The 15,622-nt window shown below is 30.4% G+C and carries 18 protein-coding genes and 6 tRNA genes; 20 read left to right on the top strand and 4 right to left on the bottom strand.

Annotation, left to right across the window (positions count from 1 at the left end; genetic code table 4):
* The first annotated feature begins 32 nt into the window (after positions 1-32).
* Both A6V39_RS02225 and purB read left to right on the top strand, forming a co-directional pair.
* Positions 33-1,556, top strand: a complete 1,524-nt coding sequence (locus A6V39_RS02225; protein ID WP_187150038.1) for a phosphoribosyltransferase family protein — start codon at positions 33-35, stop codon at positions 1,554-1,556.
* Positions 1,557-3,326, top strand: coding sequence for an adenylosuccinate lyase (gene purB / locus A6V39_RS02220; protein ID WP_245633483.1), 1,770 nt, complete (start codon positions 1,557-1,559; stop codon positions 3,324-3,326).
* Here purB and A6V39_RS02215 read toward each other — a convergent pair.
* Positions 3,323-3,691, bottom strand: coding sequence for a hypothetical protein (locus A6V39_RS02215; protein ID WP_187150037.1), 369 nt, complete (start codon positions 3,689-3,691; stop codon positions 3,323-3,325). The two genes, purB and A6V39_RS02215, sit on opposite strands and share 4 nt — an antisense overlap.
* 33 nt (positions 3,692-3,724) lie before the next feature.
* Positions 3,725-4,075 carry a hypothetical protein gene (locus A6V39_RS02210; protein ID WP_187150036.1) on the bottom strand — a complete coding sequence of 117 codons (351 nt, stop codon included), beginning with the start codon at positions 4,073-4,075 and terminating at the stop codon, positions 3,725-3,727.
* Positions 4,076-4,713: 638 nt separating this feature from the next.
* Here A6V39_RS02210 and A6V39_RS02205 point away from each other — a divergent pair.
* On the top strand, positions 4,714-4,890 hold the full coding sequence (locus A6V39_RS02205) for a hypothetical protein (RefSeq protein ID WP_187150035.1): 177 nt from the start codon (positions 4,714-4,716) through the stop codon (positions 4,888-4,890).
* Positions 4,891-4,930: 40 nt separating this feature from the next.
* On the opposite strand, the gene ptsP is transcribed toward A6V39_RS02205, so the two are convergent.
* On the bottom strand, positions 4,931-6,631 hold the full coding sequence (gene ptsP, locus A6V39_RS02200) for a phosphoenolpyruvate--protein phosphotransferase (protein ID WP_187150034.1): 1,701 nt from the start codon (positions 6,629-6,631) through the stop codon (positions 4,931-4,933).
* Between the two features lie 27 nt (positions 6,632-6,658).
* Here ptsP and A6V39_RS02195 point away from each other — a divergent pair, with 27 nt between their 5' ends.
* From A6V39_RS02195 to rpoE, 4 genes are read left to right on the top strand one after another with little or no spacing between them, the layout of a single operon-like run.
* A complete protein-coding gene (locus A6V39_RS02195) occupies positions 6,659-7,858 on the top strand; it encodes a serine hydroxymethyltransferase (protein ID WP_187150033.1) in 1,200 nt (399 codons plus the stop codon).
* 1 nt (position 7,859) lies between these two features.
* Positions 7,860-9,311 carry a glutamate--tRNA ligase gene (gene gltX, locus A6V39_RS02190; RefSeq protein WP_187150032.1) on the top strand — a complete coding sequence of 484 codons (1,452 nt, stop codon included), beginning with the start codon at positions 7,860-7,862 and terminating at the stop codon, positions 9,309-9,311.
* Positions 9,304-10,488 (top strand): HD domain-containing protein, encoded by a 1,185-nt coding sequence (locus A6V39_RS02185; protein ID WP_187150031.1) that lies wholly within the window; start codon positions 9,304-9,306, stop codon positions 10,486-10,488. The genes gltX and A6V39_RS02185 overlap by 8 nt, the downstream gene beginning before the upstream one ends.
* Positions 10,489-10,496: 8 nt before the next feature.
* A complete protein-coding gene (rpoE, locus tag A6V39_RS02180; protein ID WP_187150030.1) occupies positions 10,497-10,961 on the top strand; it encodes a DNA-directed RNA polymerase subunit delta in 465 nt (154 codons plus the stop codon).
* On the opposite strand, the gene A6V39_RS02175 is transcribed toward rpoE, so the two are convergent.
* Positions 10,962-11,048: transfer RNA gene (locus A6V39_RS02175), tRNA-Leu, on the bottom strand. It abuts the gene before it with no gap.
* A 9-nt stretch (positions 11,049-11,057) separates the two neighbouring features.
* On the opposite strand from A6V39_RS02175, the gene infC reads away from it, so the two are divergent.
* From infC to A6V39_RS02110, 13 genes are all read left to right on the top strand, one after another.
* Positions 11,058-11,582, top strand: coding sequence for a translation initiation factor IF-3 (gene infC / locus A6V39_RS02170; RefSeq protein WP_245633482.1), 525 nt, complete (start codon positions 11,058-11,060; stop codon positions 11,580-11,582).
* Positions 11,582-11,779: a 50S ribosomal protein L35 gene (gene rpmI, locus A6V39_RS02165; protein WP_370664256.1), complete on the top strand. Its 198-nt coding sequence runs from the start codon at positions 11,582-11,584 to the stop codon at positions 11,777-11,779. The genes infC and rpmI overlap by 1 nt, the downstream gene beginning before the upstream one ends.
* The gene (rplT, locus tag A6V39_RS02160; protein ID WP_187150029.1) at positions 11,779-12,111 is read left to right on the top strand and encodes a 50S ribosomal protein L20; all 333 of its coding nucleotides are present in this window, start codon (positions 11,779-11,781) and stop codon (positions 12,109-12,111) included. The genes rpmI and rplT overlap by 1 nt, the downstream gene beginning before the upstream one ends.
* Complete coding sequence (locus A6V39_RS02155; RefSeq protein ID WP_187150028.1) at positions 12,102-12,590, top strand: dUTP diphosphatase; 489 nt, start codon at positions 12,102-12,104, stop codon at positions 12,588-12,590. Before rplT ends, A6V39_RS02155 begins: the two co-directional genes overlap by 10 nt.
* Positions 12,590-13,138, top strand: coding sequence for a translation elongation factor P (locus A6V39_RS02150; RefSeq protein ID WP_187150027.1), 549 nt, complete (start codon positions 12,590-12,592; stop codon positions 13,136-13,138). Before A6V39_RS02155 ends, A6V39_RS02150 begins: the two co-directional genes overlap by 1 nt.
* Positions 13,116-13,841, top strand: coding sequence for a hypothetical protein (locus A6V39_RS02145; RefSeq protein WP_187150026.1), 726 nt, complete (start codon positions 13,116-13,118; stop codon positions 13,839-13,841). Before A6V39_RS02150 ends, A6V39_RS02145 begins: the two co-directional genes overlap by 23 nt.
* Positions 13,832-13,917: transfer RNA gene (locus tag A6V39_RS02140), tRNA-Tyr, on the top strand. Before A6V39_RS02145 ends, A6V39_RS02140 begins: the two co-directional genes overlap by 10 nt.
* Before the next feature lie 6 nt (positions 13,918-13,923).
* Positions 13,924-13,998 (top strand) — tRNA-Gln (locus A6V39_RS02135).
* Position 13,999: 1 nt separating this feature from the next.
* A tRNA-Lys gene (locus tag A6V39_RS02130) sits at positions 14,000-14,074 on the top strand.
* 12 nt (positions 14,075-14,086) lie between these two features.
* Positions 14,087-14,173: transfer RNA gene (locus A6V39_RS02125), tRNA-Leu, on the top strand.
* A gap of 3 nt (positions 14,174-14,176) precedes the next feature.
* Positions 14,177-14,250, top strand: a tRNA-Gly gene (locus A6V39_RS02120).
* A 23-nt stretch (positions 14,251-14,273) separates the two neighbouring features.
* Entirely contained in the window at positions 14,274-15,104 is an 831-nt protein-coding gene (locus A6V39_RS02115) for a hypothetical protein (protein WP_187150025.1), read from the top strand.
* Positions 15,105-15,127: 23 nt separating this feature from the next.
* Positions 15,128-15,622, top strand: a 495-nt coding sequence (locus A6V39_RS02110) for a hypothetical protein (protein WP_187150024.1), incomplete at its 3' end; no start/stop codon positions are given.

Raw genomic sequence — 15,622 nt, 5'->3', positions numbered from 1 at the left:
TTAGAAAAATATTATTAAAATTTTATTTTTTTATGTGTGAAACAGTTTGTGCTTTCAATAACCATACTACTTACGAAGAGTGAGCTACTGTTGTAGTTACCCATATCAAGTATTTAGTTAATACAAATTCTATTAAAGAAGAGGTAGGAAAAGAATTAATCAGGAAAATTAATGAAGGAAATGCAGAAGGTTGTCCATGTGAGTACATGGATTTTATTGATTTTACGGAGGCATTAGAGTCTACTCTTACTCCAGAAGAAAAAGAAATTATTAATAAATTGCCTGAAGCAAGTATTACTGATACTGCAAGTAAATTAATTATTAAGTGTGTTAATGATAGTATGCTTTCTGATTTCTATCTTTATGCAGATACTCTTAAGAAGTTAGCTTTAGATAATAAATCAATTTACAGAATGGTTATTTGTCCAATAACAGGAGCAAAAAGTATTACTTCTTTAGGTTATCAATTTGCTCTTTTCTTTAATAGCTTTAGAGAACAACTGGAACGTCTACAGGTAAGTAGGAAATATATTGAATATATTAATCCAACTAATTCACTTTCGGGTCTTATCTCTTATCCGATTAAATTACAAGATTTTATGGCTAAAGAGTTAGATTTATTCTGTTTCTCTCCTTATTCTTCAGAAAATAATTGATTTATGGAAGTATTAGGTAGTTTTGCAAAATTGGGAGAGACAATTGCTACATTTATTAAAGATCTGAAAGTTTCTGGCGAAGTTGAATTTGATGAAATGGGAGATTCACATTTGAGAGATATTTTTTCTGCTGTATCAAGACTTAGATGTGCTGGTTGCAAAGTAATTGCTTTTGATATTGATTTAGATTCATATAGGGTATTAGCTGGTGATTTTCATACTCTTTTTTACAACTTAGATTACTTATTATTAGGAATGGAAATTAAAGCTAAATCCCTTGATAATGTTGATGCTAAATACCAAAGCGAAAACGATGAAGCTTTTGTAAGAATTTTTGAAGCTGAAGAGAAGAAAGAATTTATGGAAGAAATTTACTATGAGGGCGCAGAGATAAGAAATGGAATTTTAAGATTAGCTCAACAACTTAATAATGAATACAGAAATGAAAAAGAACCAGTAGTTTGTGTAGGTTTTACTGAAGGTGTTTTGCCTTTATTAGGCCAAATGCTTACTCATTTACACTTTCCATTAATAGTAGTTACTGCTAAAGTATCTCTATATGGCGTTAACTTAGTTGGTGATGATTCTTGTCCTATAGATATTGAGTTTGATAAAGATAAATTTGATAACAGAAGAGTAATTATTTTTGATGATATCTTAGACAAAGGTATGACTATTAAAGTTTACAAATCACAAATGTCTAAAAAAGTTAATATCAAAGATTGCAAAACATGTATATTGTTCTCTAAACCTCATCCAGAGAGAACAGATCTTGAAGCAGATTTCTTAGGATTTGCACTTCCTCCTAAATGAGTTATTGGTTATGGACTTGATACAGCTTACAAATATAGAAATATTGATGGTGTAGGTGCTATTAAAGAAAAATACAAACCTGTTTAGTTGATTCCTAGATATTCGTCCGAGAGAATAAGTCAAATATTTTCGGATGACAATAAATTTAAAAAATGATTAGAGATAGAGAAGTACTTACTTAAATTCTTAGCTGAAAAAGATAAGTTTTCTAAGAAGAATGCAGAGATACTCTGCAATTCATTATCTATTAATAAGGATGAGGTATATGAAGAAGAACAAAAAACTAAACATGATGTAGTAGCGTTTGTTAATGCTGTATGTAAGAAAACATTATTGATAGAGAAAAAGTGAATACATTATGGAATTACTTCTTCTGATATTGTAGATACTGCTAATTCTTTATTACTTAAAGAAGCTAATGATTATTTATTCTCATTAATTTTTGAATTAAGAAAAGTATTAAAGCATTTAGCACTTAAACATAAAGCACTTATTTCCTATGATGGAAAACAAATTATTTCTTTAGGATACAAATTTGCCACTTGCTATGCACACTTAAATGAATTACTTGAAAGCTTTAGTGATATACGTCCCTATATAGAATGTGCTTCTATTAGTGGGGCTGTTGGCACTTGTGCACATGTAACTCCAGATTGTCAAGAATATATTTCACAGAAATTAAATTTATTTAGTTCTAAAGCTTCAACTCAAGTTCTTTCAAGAGAAAGATATAGTTCTTATTTCTCTATTCTTGCTTCAATAGGTACTTTAATTAGTGATTTAGCTTTAGATTTAAGACAATTAACAAGAACAGAGATAGGCGAGCTTTCTGAGACTTTTGGTACTCGACAAATTGGTTCTTCATGTATGCCGCACAAGAGAAATCCAATAACATTAGAGAATATATGTGGTTTAGCTAGATTACTTAAAGGTTATGCATATAGCGCTTCTTTAAATACCTCTATTTGACTAGAGAGAGATATTTCACATTCTTCTGTAGATAGAGTAGTATTTCTTGATGCTATTACTATTATGGCTTTAATACTTAAGAAAAGTACTTCTACTTTGAGAAATATAGTCTTTAATGAAGAAAATATAAGAAGGAATTTAGAGAAAGCAAAAGAGTTAGTATTTGTAGAAACAGCACAACAAGTACTCTTAGAAAAGACAAATTTTAGTAGAGTTCAAATTGAACATTGATTAGAGGAAATATTAGTAGTTTGTAAAGAACATAATGCTTCTTTTGAAGATATGTTTAGGACTTCTGAATTGCCTAAATATATTAATGCTGAAGATTTAAGAAATATATTTGATTTAGAGTCTAGAGTTAAATATGTAGATATTTTGTATTCTAGAATTTTTGAAGAGGAAGGAATGAAAGATAATTTCAAAAAGATTTATTTTGAAAAAGAAGAAGTGGAGTTAGCAATAGCAAGATTAGCTTCTTTATTGAATGGGGAATATAGATCAGGGGAAGAAGTAATATTGGTGGGTATTATGGAAGGGGCTTATTTATTCTTAGAAAAGCTCTTAGGTATGCTTAAATTTAAGATCAATTTGAAATTACTTAGTATGAGAGATGCTAACGGGGATATTAGACGCAAAGTGGGGAATGTGGGTAGTGCAAGAATATTGATAGTGGATGAGTTAGTAGATACAGGAACCACTATTGGTTTCTTTAAACAAACTTTAGAACCAATGAGGCCAATAGATATTAAAGTATGCACACTCTTTACTAAGCAGAAAGTGTCAGTGGATTTTTATGGACTTGAATTGCCTAGTGGGAATTGGGCTGGTTATGGCATGGATATAGAAAATAGTTATAGGAATATGGAATTTGTAGGAGAACCTAATTAATTTTTTTTGCCCTTTAAACCAAATAAATCAACTTTAACTAAAGAGTATTTTTTAGTATCGATTTTATAACCTCCAATACCAGTAATTAAAGATTTTCAAGTATTACTCTCTACTTCTCTAATGTACATTCTAAATCTAGTAGTAGGAATAGCCTTACTTAAAGATATATTTCTTGCTTTAAGAGATTCAAGCTCCATATTTAATAAATCTTTACTGTAAGTAAGTCATACTTCATAGCACGTTGAATGGTCAAGAAAAGAATCAATTATTAATGAAAATTCACGATTTCCTAAAGTAATATTTTCAATCAAAAACTTCTTAATTTCTTCTTTGTCTTTTGCTGTTAGCCTTAACTTATTTTTCATATCTCTTTATTATTCCAAAATTTCATAAATGGCTTAAAAAATTTGATAATCTTTGAAAGAAAGACAAATTAATAGATGCTTCTTTCCATCGATTTTATAACCTCCAATACCAGTAATTAAAGATTTTCAAGTATCCCCTTCTTCTTTTTGAAATAATCTAAATTTACTTTCAGGAATAGTATTTTCAATATGACTATTCTCAAGTGAATTTATTGATTTCAGTTCCATATTTAAGATTTCTTCGTCATAAGTTATTCATACTTCCGACTCAAATCAATGCTTTAAAAAAATCTCTGAAACGGGGGCAAAATCACTACTTCCTGTAGTGGCTTTGAAAGCTTTAAGAAGCATTTCATCTGCTATTTTCTTAATTTTTGAATGCATTAAGTTTCGAAAAAAAATTTATCTTTTTTCATTTAATTGTTTTGAATTCTTCTCTTAATTGAAATTCATTCTGATTGTTGTATGAGTCTTGTGGATGAAAACACGTTCAAAACTGTTAAAGAAGCACTAAATTAACTTTCTTCAAATATTTCTGAACCTTCTTAGCCAATTTTAAACAAAAGGCTATTAAGGTTCTTTCTGAGTCTGCTACAAAAATTATGATGGAAATGCCTGAAAAATTTACTTTTCGCTGTGCATGTATTTGTTTTATGAAAGAAAATAATAAAGTTATGTTTAAAAAATACTATGAATATAAAAATAATTCAAGAGATCTAGCTCTTTCTAAGAAAAATCTTTATCAATTGGTTGATTCTAAACCAATTACAGTAGGTTGTTAACTTGCTCTTTTCTACAATAACTTTAAAGAAATTCTTGAAAAAATTACTATTGCAAAAAGATTCGTTAAGATAATTAATGATACTTTAAAATTCAAAGACTTGACACCCTTACTAAGCACATTGAATCGTTTAATTCAACTACTTTTGCTTCTTCAAATGCCAACTAGTTTGCATTAGCTATGAAGGAATTAGGTGGCTTAGCCAAAAGGCGTTGTTGATTATATACAAATGATTTGTGTGATGCAACAAGCTTTTAGTTTTGCTCCTACACCTATTTTTGAAGTTGGCTTTGATCATTATGTAAGCATGTTTATTCAAATGAATAATGTAGTTTCAGATATGAATAAAGTTATTAAGAATGTGAAAATTAATGATGCAGTGGTTAAAGAAAGAAAGAAAGTTTCAAAAAAAAGTTAATTCAGTAATTAGAAAAAAGATCCTAAAGTTAACTTAAAAACTAATTAGAAAAAAGATCCAGTACTTCTTCTTCAGTATTCATTTCCAAAGCTTTATTTGCTAATTCTTGACATTCTTTAAGTGTTCATTTACTAATTTCTCTCTTAATTTGAGGAATAGCTACAGCACTCATAGAAAGACTAGTTACGCCAAGTCCTATTAATAATATAGCTGATTTAACATTACTTGCCATTTCACCACATACACTAACCTCTCTACCTTTTGTAGATGCTCCTATTACAGACATCTTTATTAAATGAAGAATACTTGGATTATTTGGTTGATATAGATAATTAACTTCTTCTGACATTCTGTCTACAGCATGTGTATATTGAATTAAATCATTCGAACCAATTGAAAAGAATTCTGATTCTTGTGCAAATACTTTAGATAACACAGCAGCCGAAGGTATCTCAATCATCATGCCTAATTTGTATTTACCAATAATATGACCTTCTTTAATTAACATTTGCTCTACTTCTTTAGTTATTTCTTTAGCTTTAAGGAATTCTTCATAACAAGTAACCATTGGAAACATAATTTTCAAATTTCCATAACTACTTGCTCTAAGTAAGGCTCTTAATTGAGTTACAAATATCTCTTTCTTATTTAAACTTAATCTAAGTGCCCTATATCCCAAGAAAGGATTCATTTCTTTAGGGAAAGTAAAGTAATTAAGATGCTTATCTCCACCAATGTCCAAAGTTCTGATAGTAACATCATATTCTTTAGTTTCCTCTAAAACGGTCTTGTAAGCTTCAAATTGCTCTTCTTCTGTAGGTCAATCTTGACTTTCCATATATAGGAATTCACTCCTAAATAAACCAACCCCTTTCCCGCCGTATTCCAATACTTTCTTTAGATCTTTAGGTTGTCCTATATTCCCCTTAACAGAAATTGAAATACCATCTTTAGTCTTACACTCAATAGTTTTGTATTTCTCTAACTCTACTTTTTCAATTTCAAATTGTTCTTTATCCCTTTCCCACTTTCTTTCATCTTCTGTACTTAATTCATAAGCTACTACACCATCTTTAGCATTAAGAGCTATTTTGTCTCCTGTCTTAACTAGAGAAGTAATTTCTTTAAGTGATACTATCGCAGGAATCTCTAACGTTCTTGCCATAATAGCAGAGTGAGAAGTAGCTCCTCCTATATCGGTAGCAAATCCTTTAATATATTTCTTATTTAAAATAGCTGTTTCACTAGGACTCAAATCATGCGCTATTATTATGCACTCTTCTTCAATCAACAATAGATCTGGTAAATTTACTTTGCAAGCAATAGAAAGAAATCTTTTTTTAAGATCTTTAACATCACTTGCTCTCTCTTTAAAATAAGCATCATTCATGCTTTCAAACATAGCTTGATACTTATCAAAAATTGAAGCAATAGCAAATGCTTCACTTTTTCCTTGTTCAATAAGTTCTTTAATTTCAGATTGCATTTGTTCATCTTGAACTATTGACAAATGTGCTTCGAATATCTCTCCTTTTTCTGCTGAAATATTCTTAGTAGCTACTTCAATAAGTTTTTTCATTTGAGTAGTAGCTTCATTAATAGTATTTGCATAATTGGCTAATTCTTGATCTATTGAGATGATACTTCTTTCAGAAAAATTAAACTCTGGTTCTTTAAGTACAAAAGCTTTAGCAATAGCTATACCGCCCCCAACCCCTATTCCTTTTTGTATTTTTGCCATAAATTAAGATAATTTTAATTGTATTCTATGAGTAGTGGCTTTTTATTACGCTACATCAGAAAAGAACAAAAAAGGCAAAAAAGCACGCTATCTCTGATAGCTTCTGAGAATCTTATATATCCAGAAGCATTAAAGTTAGCTTCTAAGTCTTTAATTAATAAATATGTTGAAGGTTATGCTAACAAAAGATTCTATGCTGGTTGTCAAAATATAGATGAAGTTGAGAATTATGCTATCGAATTAGCAAAGAAATTATTTAATTGTTCTTTTGCTAATGTACAGCCTTATTCAGGCTCTACCGCCAATTTCGCTATATATAAAGCTTTACTTAAACCTAGAGATATTATTCTTAGTTTAGAGATGAGTGGCGGGGGCCACTTAACTCACTCCTCTAAGCTTTCTTTTGTCTCAGAATTTTATGAAGTACATACTTATTCTTTAGATGAAAAGAATCTCATAATTGACTATGAAAATCTTCGTAATAAAGCTTTAAAATTAAGACCAAAATTAATAATCGCAGGAGCTTCAAGTTATCCTTTCAGTCTCGATTTTGAGAGATTTAGAAAGATAGCTGATGAGGTAGGAGCTTACCTCTTAGCAGATATTTGTCATTATTCTGCTTTCGTAATTACAGGACTACATCAACATTGTTTTCCCCATGCACATGTTGCTATGTTTACTACACATAAACAATTAAGAGGGGGAAAGGGGGCGGTCATTTTATGAAATGACCCCTCTTTTCCTATAAATAAAGCAGTATTTCCAGGTATTCAGGGCGGTTTAAATGTAATGAGTTTAATAATGAATACTGTAGCTTTAGAGAAGGCCACTACTCCAGAGTTTAAAGAATATGCACATAAAATTTTGGAAATCGCTTCTTACTTAGTAAAGAAATTTAAACAATTAGGAGTTGAAGTAATTGGCACTGAAACACATATGCTATTAATTAATACTAAAAAAAGCTTTGGACTAACAGGAAAAGAAGCAACAAATATATTAGAGCAAGCAGGACTAATAACTAATCAAAATTTATTACCTTTTGATACAGAAGCTCCTTCAGTTGCTTCTGGAATAAGAATAGGTTCTCTTACTTTAGCAGCGCTTAACTTTACTAAAGAAGAATTAGATTGATTAGCTACTCGTATATATAGACTACTTGCAAATAATAATAAAGAAGAAGTGAAAAAAACAAAAACAGAGTTGCTAAAGATATTATCTGGAAAGTAAGATGGAAAAGAAAACACAAGTATGTACTAGATATGCTCCTTCACCCACAGGAGCTTTACATATAGGAGGAGCAAGAACCGCTTTATTTAATTATGTTTATGCCAAAAAACATAAAGGTAAATTCATTATGAGAATTGAAGATACTGATCAAGAGAGAAATATAGGAGATGGACATATTGGACTTGAAGAGGATTTAAAGTTTCTTAATATTTTTCCTGACGAATCTTTTTCTATACCAGGCCCAAGAGGACCTTATTTACAATCTCAGAAATTAGATAGATATCGAAAGATAGCTAATGCTTTATTGAAAGAAGGAAAAGCCTATAGATGTTTTTGTACTGAAAAAGAATTAACAGAAGCAAGAGAAAGAGCTATTAGTAATAACTCTACCCCTATTTACTCAAAGAAATGCAGAAATCTTTCTGAAAAAGAAATAGAGGAAAAACTTAAAGCCAATATCCCCCATACCATAAGACTTAAAGTAAATATTCTTAAACAATATCAATGAAAAGATCTAGTTAGAGGAGAGATAACAGTACCTGAACATTCTATGAGTGATTACATTATTATGCGCTCTAATGGTAATCCTACTTACAATTTTGCTGTAGTAATAGATGATTATGATATGGGTATTAGCCATGTTTTAAGGGGCGAAGAGCATATATCTAATACACCTTATCAATTAGCTACTTATCATGCTCTAGGATGAGAAGAGCATTTGCCTGAATTTGGACATCTTTCTATTATTGTGGATATTGATAGAAAAAAATTATCTAAGCGTTCAGGCAATGAATTGCATTTTATTTCAGGCCTTTCCAAGAAGGGATATCCGCCGGAAGCTATATTTAATTTTTTAGCTTTGTTAGGATGATCAAATGGAGAAGAAGAAATCTTTTCTTCTGATGAAATAATTAAAGACTTTAAATTAGAATCTTTAAGCCTTGCACCTGCTTATTACGATATAGATAAATTAAACTGAATGAGTCATAAATATTTTCAAAGCATGTCCGCTCCTTATTACTTAAACTTTGTAAATAATTACTTTACAGTAGATTTAGGAGACTTTAATGATAAGAAAGAGATGTTTGCTTTAGCTAATAAAAAAATTATTTATTGCGCTTCTCAATTAAATGAAATGGCTAAAGAATTTTATGAAAGTAAAGAATTAGATGTTACTCAAATAGGTTTCTTAAAAAAACACAAAAATATATTAAATTTAGCACTTGATCACTTCCCTTTATCATCTGATAAATGAGATTTGACTACGATCAGAAACTATTTAAAGCAATTAATACATATTAGCGAGCTTGAAGGTAAGTCATTCTACAAACCACTTAGATTAGCATTTTCATTTAGAGAAGAAGGTTTTGAATTAGCTAATGTGATGGAATGTTTAGGCAGAGATGTTTTGTTAAATAATTTAAATAAAGTAATGGCTTTGCTGAATGAATAACTTATTAAATTTTTCAAAAATACATCTCCAAGAATCAGAACCTACAGAAGCTTTCATAAAGGATCCGATTCTAAAAACTATTAATTTCTCTAAAGAACAATTTTGACTTTATGAAATAGTTAATACTTTTGAATTTCAAAGATTAGCAAAAATAAAGCAATTATCTCTAACTATTAATAATTTTCCTTCTTGTACACATACTAGATTAACTCATTCTTTAGGCGTTTATGAGTTGTGTAATAGATTTACACAACACTTTATTGCTTCAGGCGATTTAGACAAGAATAAAGATCAAATAGCCATAAATATAGCTCTTGCTACTTCTTTATTGCATGATATAGGACATGGTCCATTATCACATGCTTTAGAGAGAGCATTACCTCATTTTCATCATGAAAAAATGGCAGTATTGCTTCTTAATTCTCCTGAAACTAAGATAAATCTTTTATTAAGAAAAAAAGCTAAAGAAGATAATTTAGATGAATTTTTCTATATTCAAGAAATAGAGAAAGTCTTTAATAAGACTTCTGAACATAAATGAATAATAGATTTGATTTCTTCGGATATAGATATTGATAGATTAGATTTCTTAATTAGAGACTCTTATTATTCAGGAGTACAGTATGGAAGTACTGTAGATGTTAGTTTATTAATTAAGTGATCGCTGTTAAGAAAAGATGCAAATGGTGATTTACGCTTCTTTTTTCAACTTAAAGCTAAATATATGATTGGTAATTTCTTACTTACTAGATATCATATGTATGAAGAGCTTTATAGGAATAGAGCTTCTTTAGTATATGAAGACTTATTATGTAAGACTTTCTCTTACATAAAAGAAAACCAAGAATATTTCAAAAATTTAGAGCCCTTTAAAAAAATATCTTTCTTATTTTCTGAATTAGATAACTGAAATATTATGTCTTTTTTAAGTCTTACTGATGAGCTTTTCTTATCTTTGTTTAATGAATTAACAAATATGGATTTTAAAATGTTAAAATTCTTTAGAGCTCTTTTTTTAGGCTTCTCAAACAAAGAAGATATTTCAACTTATTTGAGTAAAAATCCCTTAGAAAAAGATACATCCTTAGGAGGGGAAAAAATAACTATTTCTTTTTGAGATACTAAACAAGAGAGTATTGTAGAAAGCACCATAAATATCTCAGATTTTTATAATTAGGAGCAAGAATGTCAAAAGCTAAGAATACTAATTTACATGTTTCTTTATTAACTGAATTAGCATACGAAGTAGCAAAAGAACATTTCAAAGGGGATTTTTTTAGTTTTCATGCTCTTTGATCTAAGACTTGAAAAAGTGCTACAGCTTTCTCTAAAGAAAAAGTGGAGGATTGGATAGGCTACTTTTATGCAGAAATTCTTCTAGATCCAAGATTTGTTTCTTTCAATTTTGCCAAGTGAAAGCTTAAAGAATATATGCCTTCAGATGAAGTACATAAATTAAGAACTACTGTATTCTCAGAAGATTCACTATTTGAAGAAGACTACGAAAAATATATGGCAGTTGAAAAAGATAAGAAGAAAAAGGATGATGTTGAAATTGTACCTGGAGAAGATTCTTCTATTGAAGAAGGATTGCTAGAAACAGAAGAGATCAATGAAGATGACGAACCTCCTTTTGATCCTGAAGTTTAGTGGTGCCCAAGGGGGGAGTCGAACCCCCACAACATTGCTGTCGACAGGTTTTGAATCTGTTGCGTCTGCCAATTCCGCCACTCGGGCTTAACAAATATGAATTCTAATGATTTAAAGAAAAAAAAACAGCATTTAATTAATGAAGAGATAACTTTTTCACCAGTTCTATTAGTAAATCCTGATGGAGTTAACATTACTATGGATATTTCTGAAGCACTTTCTTTAGCCCAAAAGCAAGAATTAGATTTAGTGTTAATAAGCGACAAAAGTAATCCACCTGTAGTCAAAATTCTTGATTATGGTAAGTATTTGTATGAATTAAAGAAAAATCAAAGTGGTAAGAAGAATGTAAGTAAAGTAAAATCAATTACTGTTAAACCAAGTATTAGCGCTCATGATATTGAGTGAAAAGCTAAGCAAGCAATAGATTGGTTTAAAGCGGGGGATAAAGTACAATTTGTAGTAAAGGCGCCAGGGCGTATGTCAACTAGAGTAGATCTAATAGAAGATGTATTTAATCAATTTGTAGCTTTAGTTGATAATTACGGTAAATCTAGAGAAGGTTTGAAGAAAATAAGTAAAATTCAATATGCTACTTATTTTATGCCTATTAAGAAATAATGAAAATTAAGATTAAAACTAAAAAAGCTTTTTCAAAGCGTATTCGTGTATTAGGGAATGGTAAATTGAAGAGAAAACATTCTCATAGATCTCATTTAGCTTCAAATAAATCTACTAAACAAAAGAGACAAGCTAGATCAAGTGTAATGCTTAATAAGTCCCAGATAAAAAGAGCTTATCAATTACTTCAAGGCTAATGCGAGTTCCGGGCGGATATAGCACTAAGCAAAGAAGAAAAAGAGTATTAAACAGAGCAGAGGGATTCTGGGGTCATAGACATAGATCTTACAGAACTGCTAAGCAGTCTTTAATAAAGGCAGCTCAATATGCCTATAGAGATCGAAAGAATAATAAGAGGAATTTCAGACGTTTATGAATTCAGCGTATTAATGTTGCAACTAGATCTAATGGTCTTACTTATTCCCAATTTATAGCTAAACTTAAAAAACAAAATATTATTCTTAATAGAAAAATGCTTTCCGAAATGGCTATTCATGATCCTGATTCATTCAGAAAATTATGTCAATAGATTGAGTTAAATTTTTGGAAGGACAGACAAAATTAGATCAATATATTTTCGAAAGAAAAGGACTAAATTATCAAGAAACTTCTCAAGCTAGATTATTAGCTTTAATTGTGGAATTAAATGAGTTAGCCAATGCTACTAAAGTATTTAAATTTTGATCAGAAAAAGAAGGGAGTAAAGAAGATGCATTAGCTGAATATGCAGATGTCTTACACTTCTTATTAACATTCTCTTTAGAAAAAAAATATAGTTTGGAGAATATTTCTTTTCCTATTGAAAAATTAGCTTCAAAAGAAAAATTAATTAATTTATTTCTTAAACTTAATGCTTTAGCTTTTTTTGAATCAGAAATTGAATTTAGAACATGAGTAGAGAATTTTCTTTTATTAGGAGCTATGTTAGGCTTTAATTTTAAAGAAATTGAAGAAGCTTATTGGCATAAGTGAAAAATAAATTTTGAAAGACAAAATAATAGTTATTAATGGCAGAGTTTATTCAGGCTATTGACCTTAGAAAAGGCCAAACTATTCTTTGAAAGGGAGATATTTATTTAGTATTAGATCATTCCTTTAATAAGACAGCTATGAGGGGAGGTATAGTAAAGTGTAAAGTTAAGAATTTAAAAAACGGATCAATAACTATTGAAGATTTTTCAGGAATGAAATTTGAAAGAGCTTTAATTAATAAATTAAATGTTACTTATTCTTACACAGATTCGGAATTTACTCATTTTATGGATGCAGAAACATTTGAAGATATTGAAGTTTCAAATGAGAAATTTAAAGAAGAATTAAAGTTTGTGGAAGAAGGGATAGAGCTTAGTTTAAGTACTTATGAAGGAGAGATATTGGCTATTAATTTGCCTGAAATAGTTTCTTTAACGATAGAGAAATTTGATGATGATTTGCCAGCAACAGAACAAAAGAAAGCTATTACTGTTAATGGTTTAGTAGTAGCTGTACCTAAATTTTGTGTTGTAGGAGATAAGATTTTTGTTTCTACTTCTGATGGAAAATATAAATCGCGTTAACCAATATTGCTATTTAAGACTTCTTGTATTACCTTTTTCACTTCCTCTTTTTTTAATAAAGTATTGAAGAGGAAAGAAGGATGCACAAGATTATTTATTTAATAGAAGAATCTTTACTCTAGAAGATAGATATGGAAGATTTTTGACTTTTCTTAAGAGATTACACTTTATCCAAAACAAAACCTTTATCTTCTTGAGTCAGCACAAAATTTCAAAAAATCAAACTATATTTCTTGTTAATGAAGATATATCTTGAGATACATTGATTCTCCTCCGATTCTTAGCTAAAGATAATCCTTACATAATTCCTTTTCTAAATAGGGACTTATTAAGAGGGAATTCCTCTTTAGTATTGGATTTAGTAGATGCAATATATGAAGAACAAGATTTACAATTATTTTTTCAGAGTAAACGTTCTTTACTTATTTCAAAAGATTTTTTATTCTCAGAAGCTTTTGAGCCGCTTAAAAATAGCAAACTCTCTATAATCCCTATTTATTTTCAGAAGAAAAGAAGAGAGTTTTTTTATAAGGCAGGAGAGGCTATCAAATCTCAAGAGCTTTTTTATTTAACTAAAAAGGCCATGGAAGAGAGAGTATCTCTTTTTTTTGAGCAATTAAAGAAAGAATTGTGGCTATGAATAAATAAAAATAAGATAGCCAAGAGAAAAAGTTCTGTACAATTCTTTAAAATGGGTAGGTAGCGAAGTGGCTAAACGCTTCTGACTGTAGATCAGACACCTTATGGTTTCGGGGGTTCGAATCCCTCCCTGCCCACCATATTTTTGGGCTGTAGCCAAGCGGTAAGGCACTAGACTTTGACTCTATGATGCGATGGTTCGAATCCCTCCAGCCCAGCCAAGACTTGCTAGCTCAGCGGTAGAGCATTCGCCTTTTAAGCGAAGGGTCCTGGGTTCGAATCCCAGGCGAGTCACCACTATAAATAAGTGCTGGAGTGGCGGAATTGGTAGACGCCCAGGACTTAAGATCCTGTGAAGGTAACTTCGTGAGAGTTCGAGTCTCTCTTCCAGCACCAGTTGCGGGCATAGTTTAATGATAGAACCGCAGCCTTCCAAGCTGCTGATGTGGGTTTGATTCCCATTGTCCGCTCCAATTTTTTATAATTTAAAGAACGTATGTTTCCAACTACAGTAAGAGGACTTAAAGAACAGCTTGCGCAACCGCTTGGTAAGGCAGAAGTACAGTTCCTTATTAAGACTTTCCAATATGCTTGCATGTTCTTTTTTGGCTTTGGTTTCCTTACTTTCTTAGCTGGTAGTGTGGTTATTCAAATTAGTGGTAGTGGTTTTGGATGAGTAGGAACTGTTCTTTGCAGTTTGATAGGTTTCTTGCTCTACTTCCCACTTAATTTCTATGCAATGAAATATAAGAATGATCCAGTTGCTGCTGATTCTAAATTAGTAACTACCGCTTTCACTATATTAGCTTGTACTTTCTTCTTCTTGTTTATGGGTGTTATTGGTGTGTTAGGAAATATTGTTTCAGGACCATCAAGTACAACTATTGGTTGACTTGGAAAAATGATCGCTTTTGTATTTGGCATTACCCTAGTTATTTATGCAATTCCTCTTGGAATAGCTTTCCAAATTCAAAAGAAATCCACAATTCTTAATTTGAATAAATTTTTAAATTTCTGTGGCTTCTCATATATTGCTTTTTTCGTAATCCTATTACTTCTTTCTTTTGCTGGTGGTTTTGTGACTGGTGCTGGTTCCTGAATACTCTTTTTATTATCTGCAATAATGCTTTTTGTTTCTCCAATTATCACTCTTTACAGAATGAGAAGCATTGTTCCTTACATTAATCACAATGATCCAATAGAAAGAAAGAGATGAGAACATTACTTTGCTTTCGAAATCTCTTTTCAATTACTTCAATTAGCTTGATATATCGCAAGAATAGTAGCAACTCTTGTAAACGGTCGTTCTACTTCTCGCCTTCAATAAAATCTCATTGATTTTAGCAATCAATGAGCTTGCTACTCAAGACTTCCCTAGTACATATACGTAAAAATATAGTAATAATATCTGCTTTATCTTTCTTTATTTCGTTAGGAGTTACAGTATTTTCATCAGTAAATAATCTTTCAGATAATTTAACCAAAGGGTTCGAGGATATTAATTATGACTCGAACCCTCATGATTTAATACTAGTTAATAAATCCTTTAAGCAATCTCAGGATCTAGATATTGATCCTAGTTACAACATAGAATTTAGTCAAATTAAATACACACCAAGAATTGGATATCGATGATCATTTGATACTAATAAGGAAGAGCCCTGAGTAAAGAAGGGTAATAAGGCAATATTAGATAAACAACAAGAAGGTAATACACAATCCTCATCCTCATCCTCATCCTCATCAAAACTTGAAAAAATACCAAAAAGCTTATTGACCATACCTATAGGCGATGCTTCAGATCCTAAAAATTATGGATATGCCAATGCCAATGCCAATCTAATA

It is taken from the genome of Candidatus Mycoplasma haematobovis, from assembly GCF_001645765.1.
GTDB classification, from domain to species: Bacteria; Bacillota_I; Bacilli_A; order Mycoplasmatales; family Mycoplasmoidaceae; genus Eperythrozoon_B; species Eperythrozoon_B haematobovis.
Note: the sequence above shows the minus strand (reverse complement) of the source record. Positions and strands in the feature narration are given on the sequence as shown.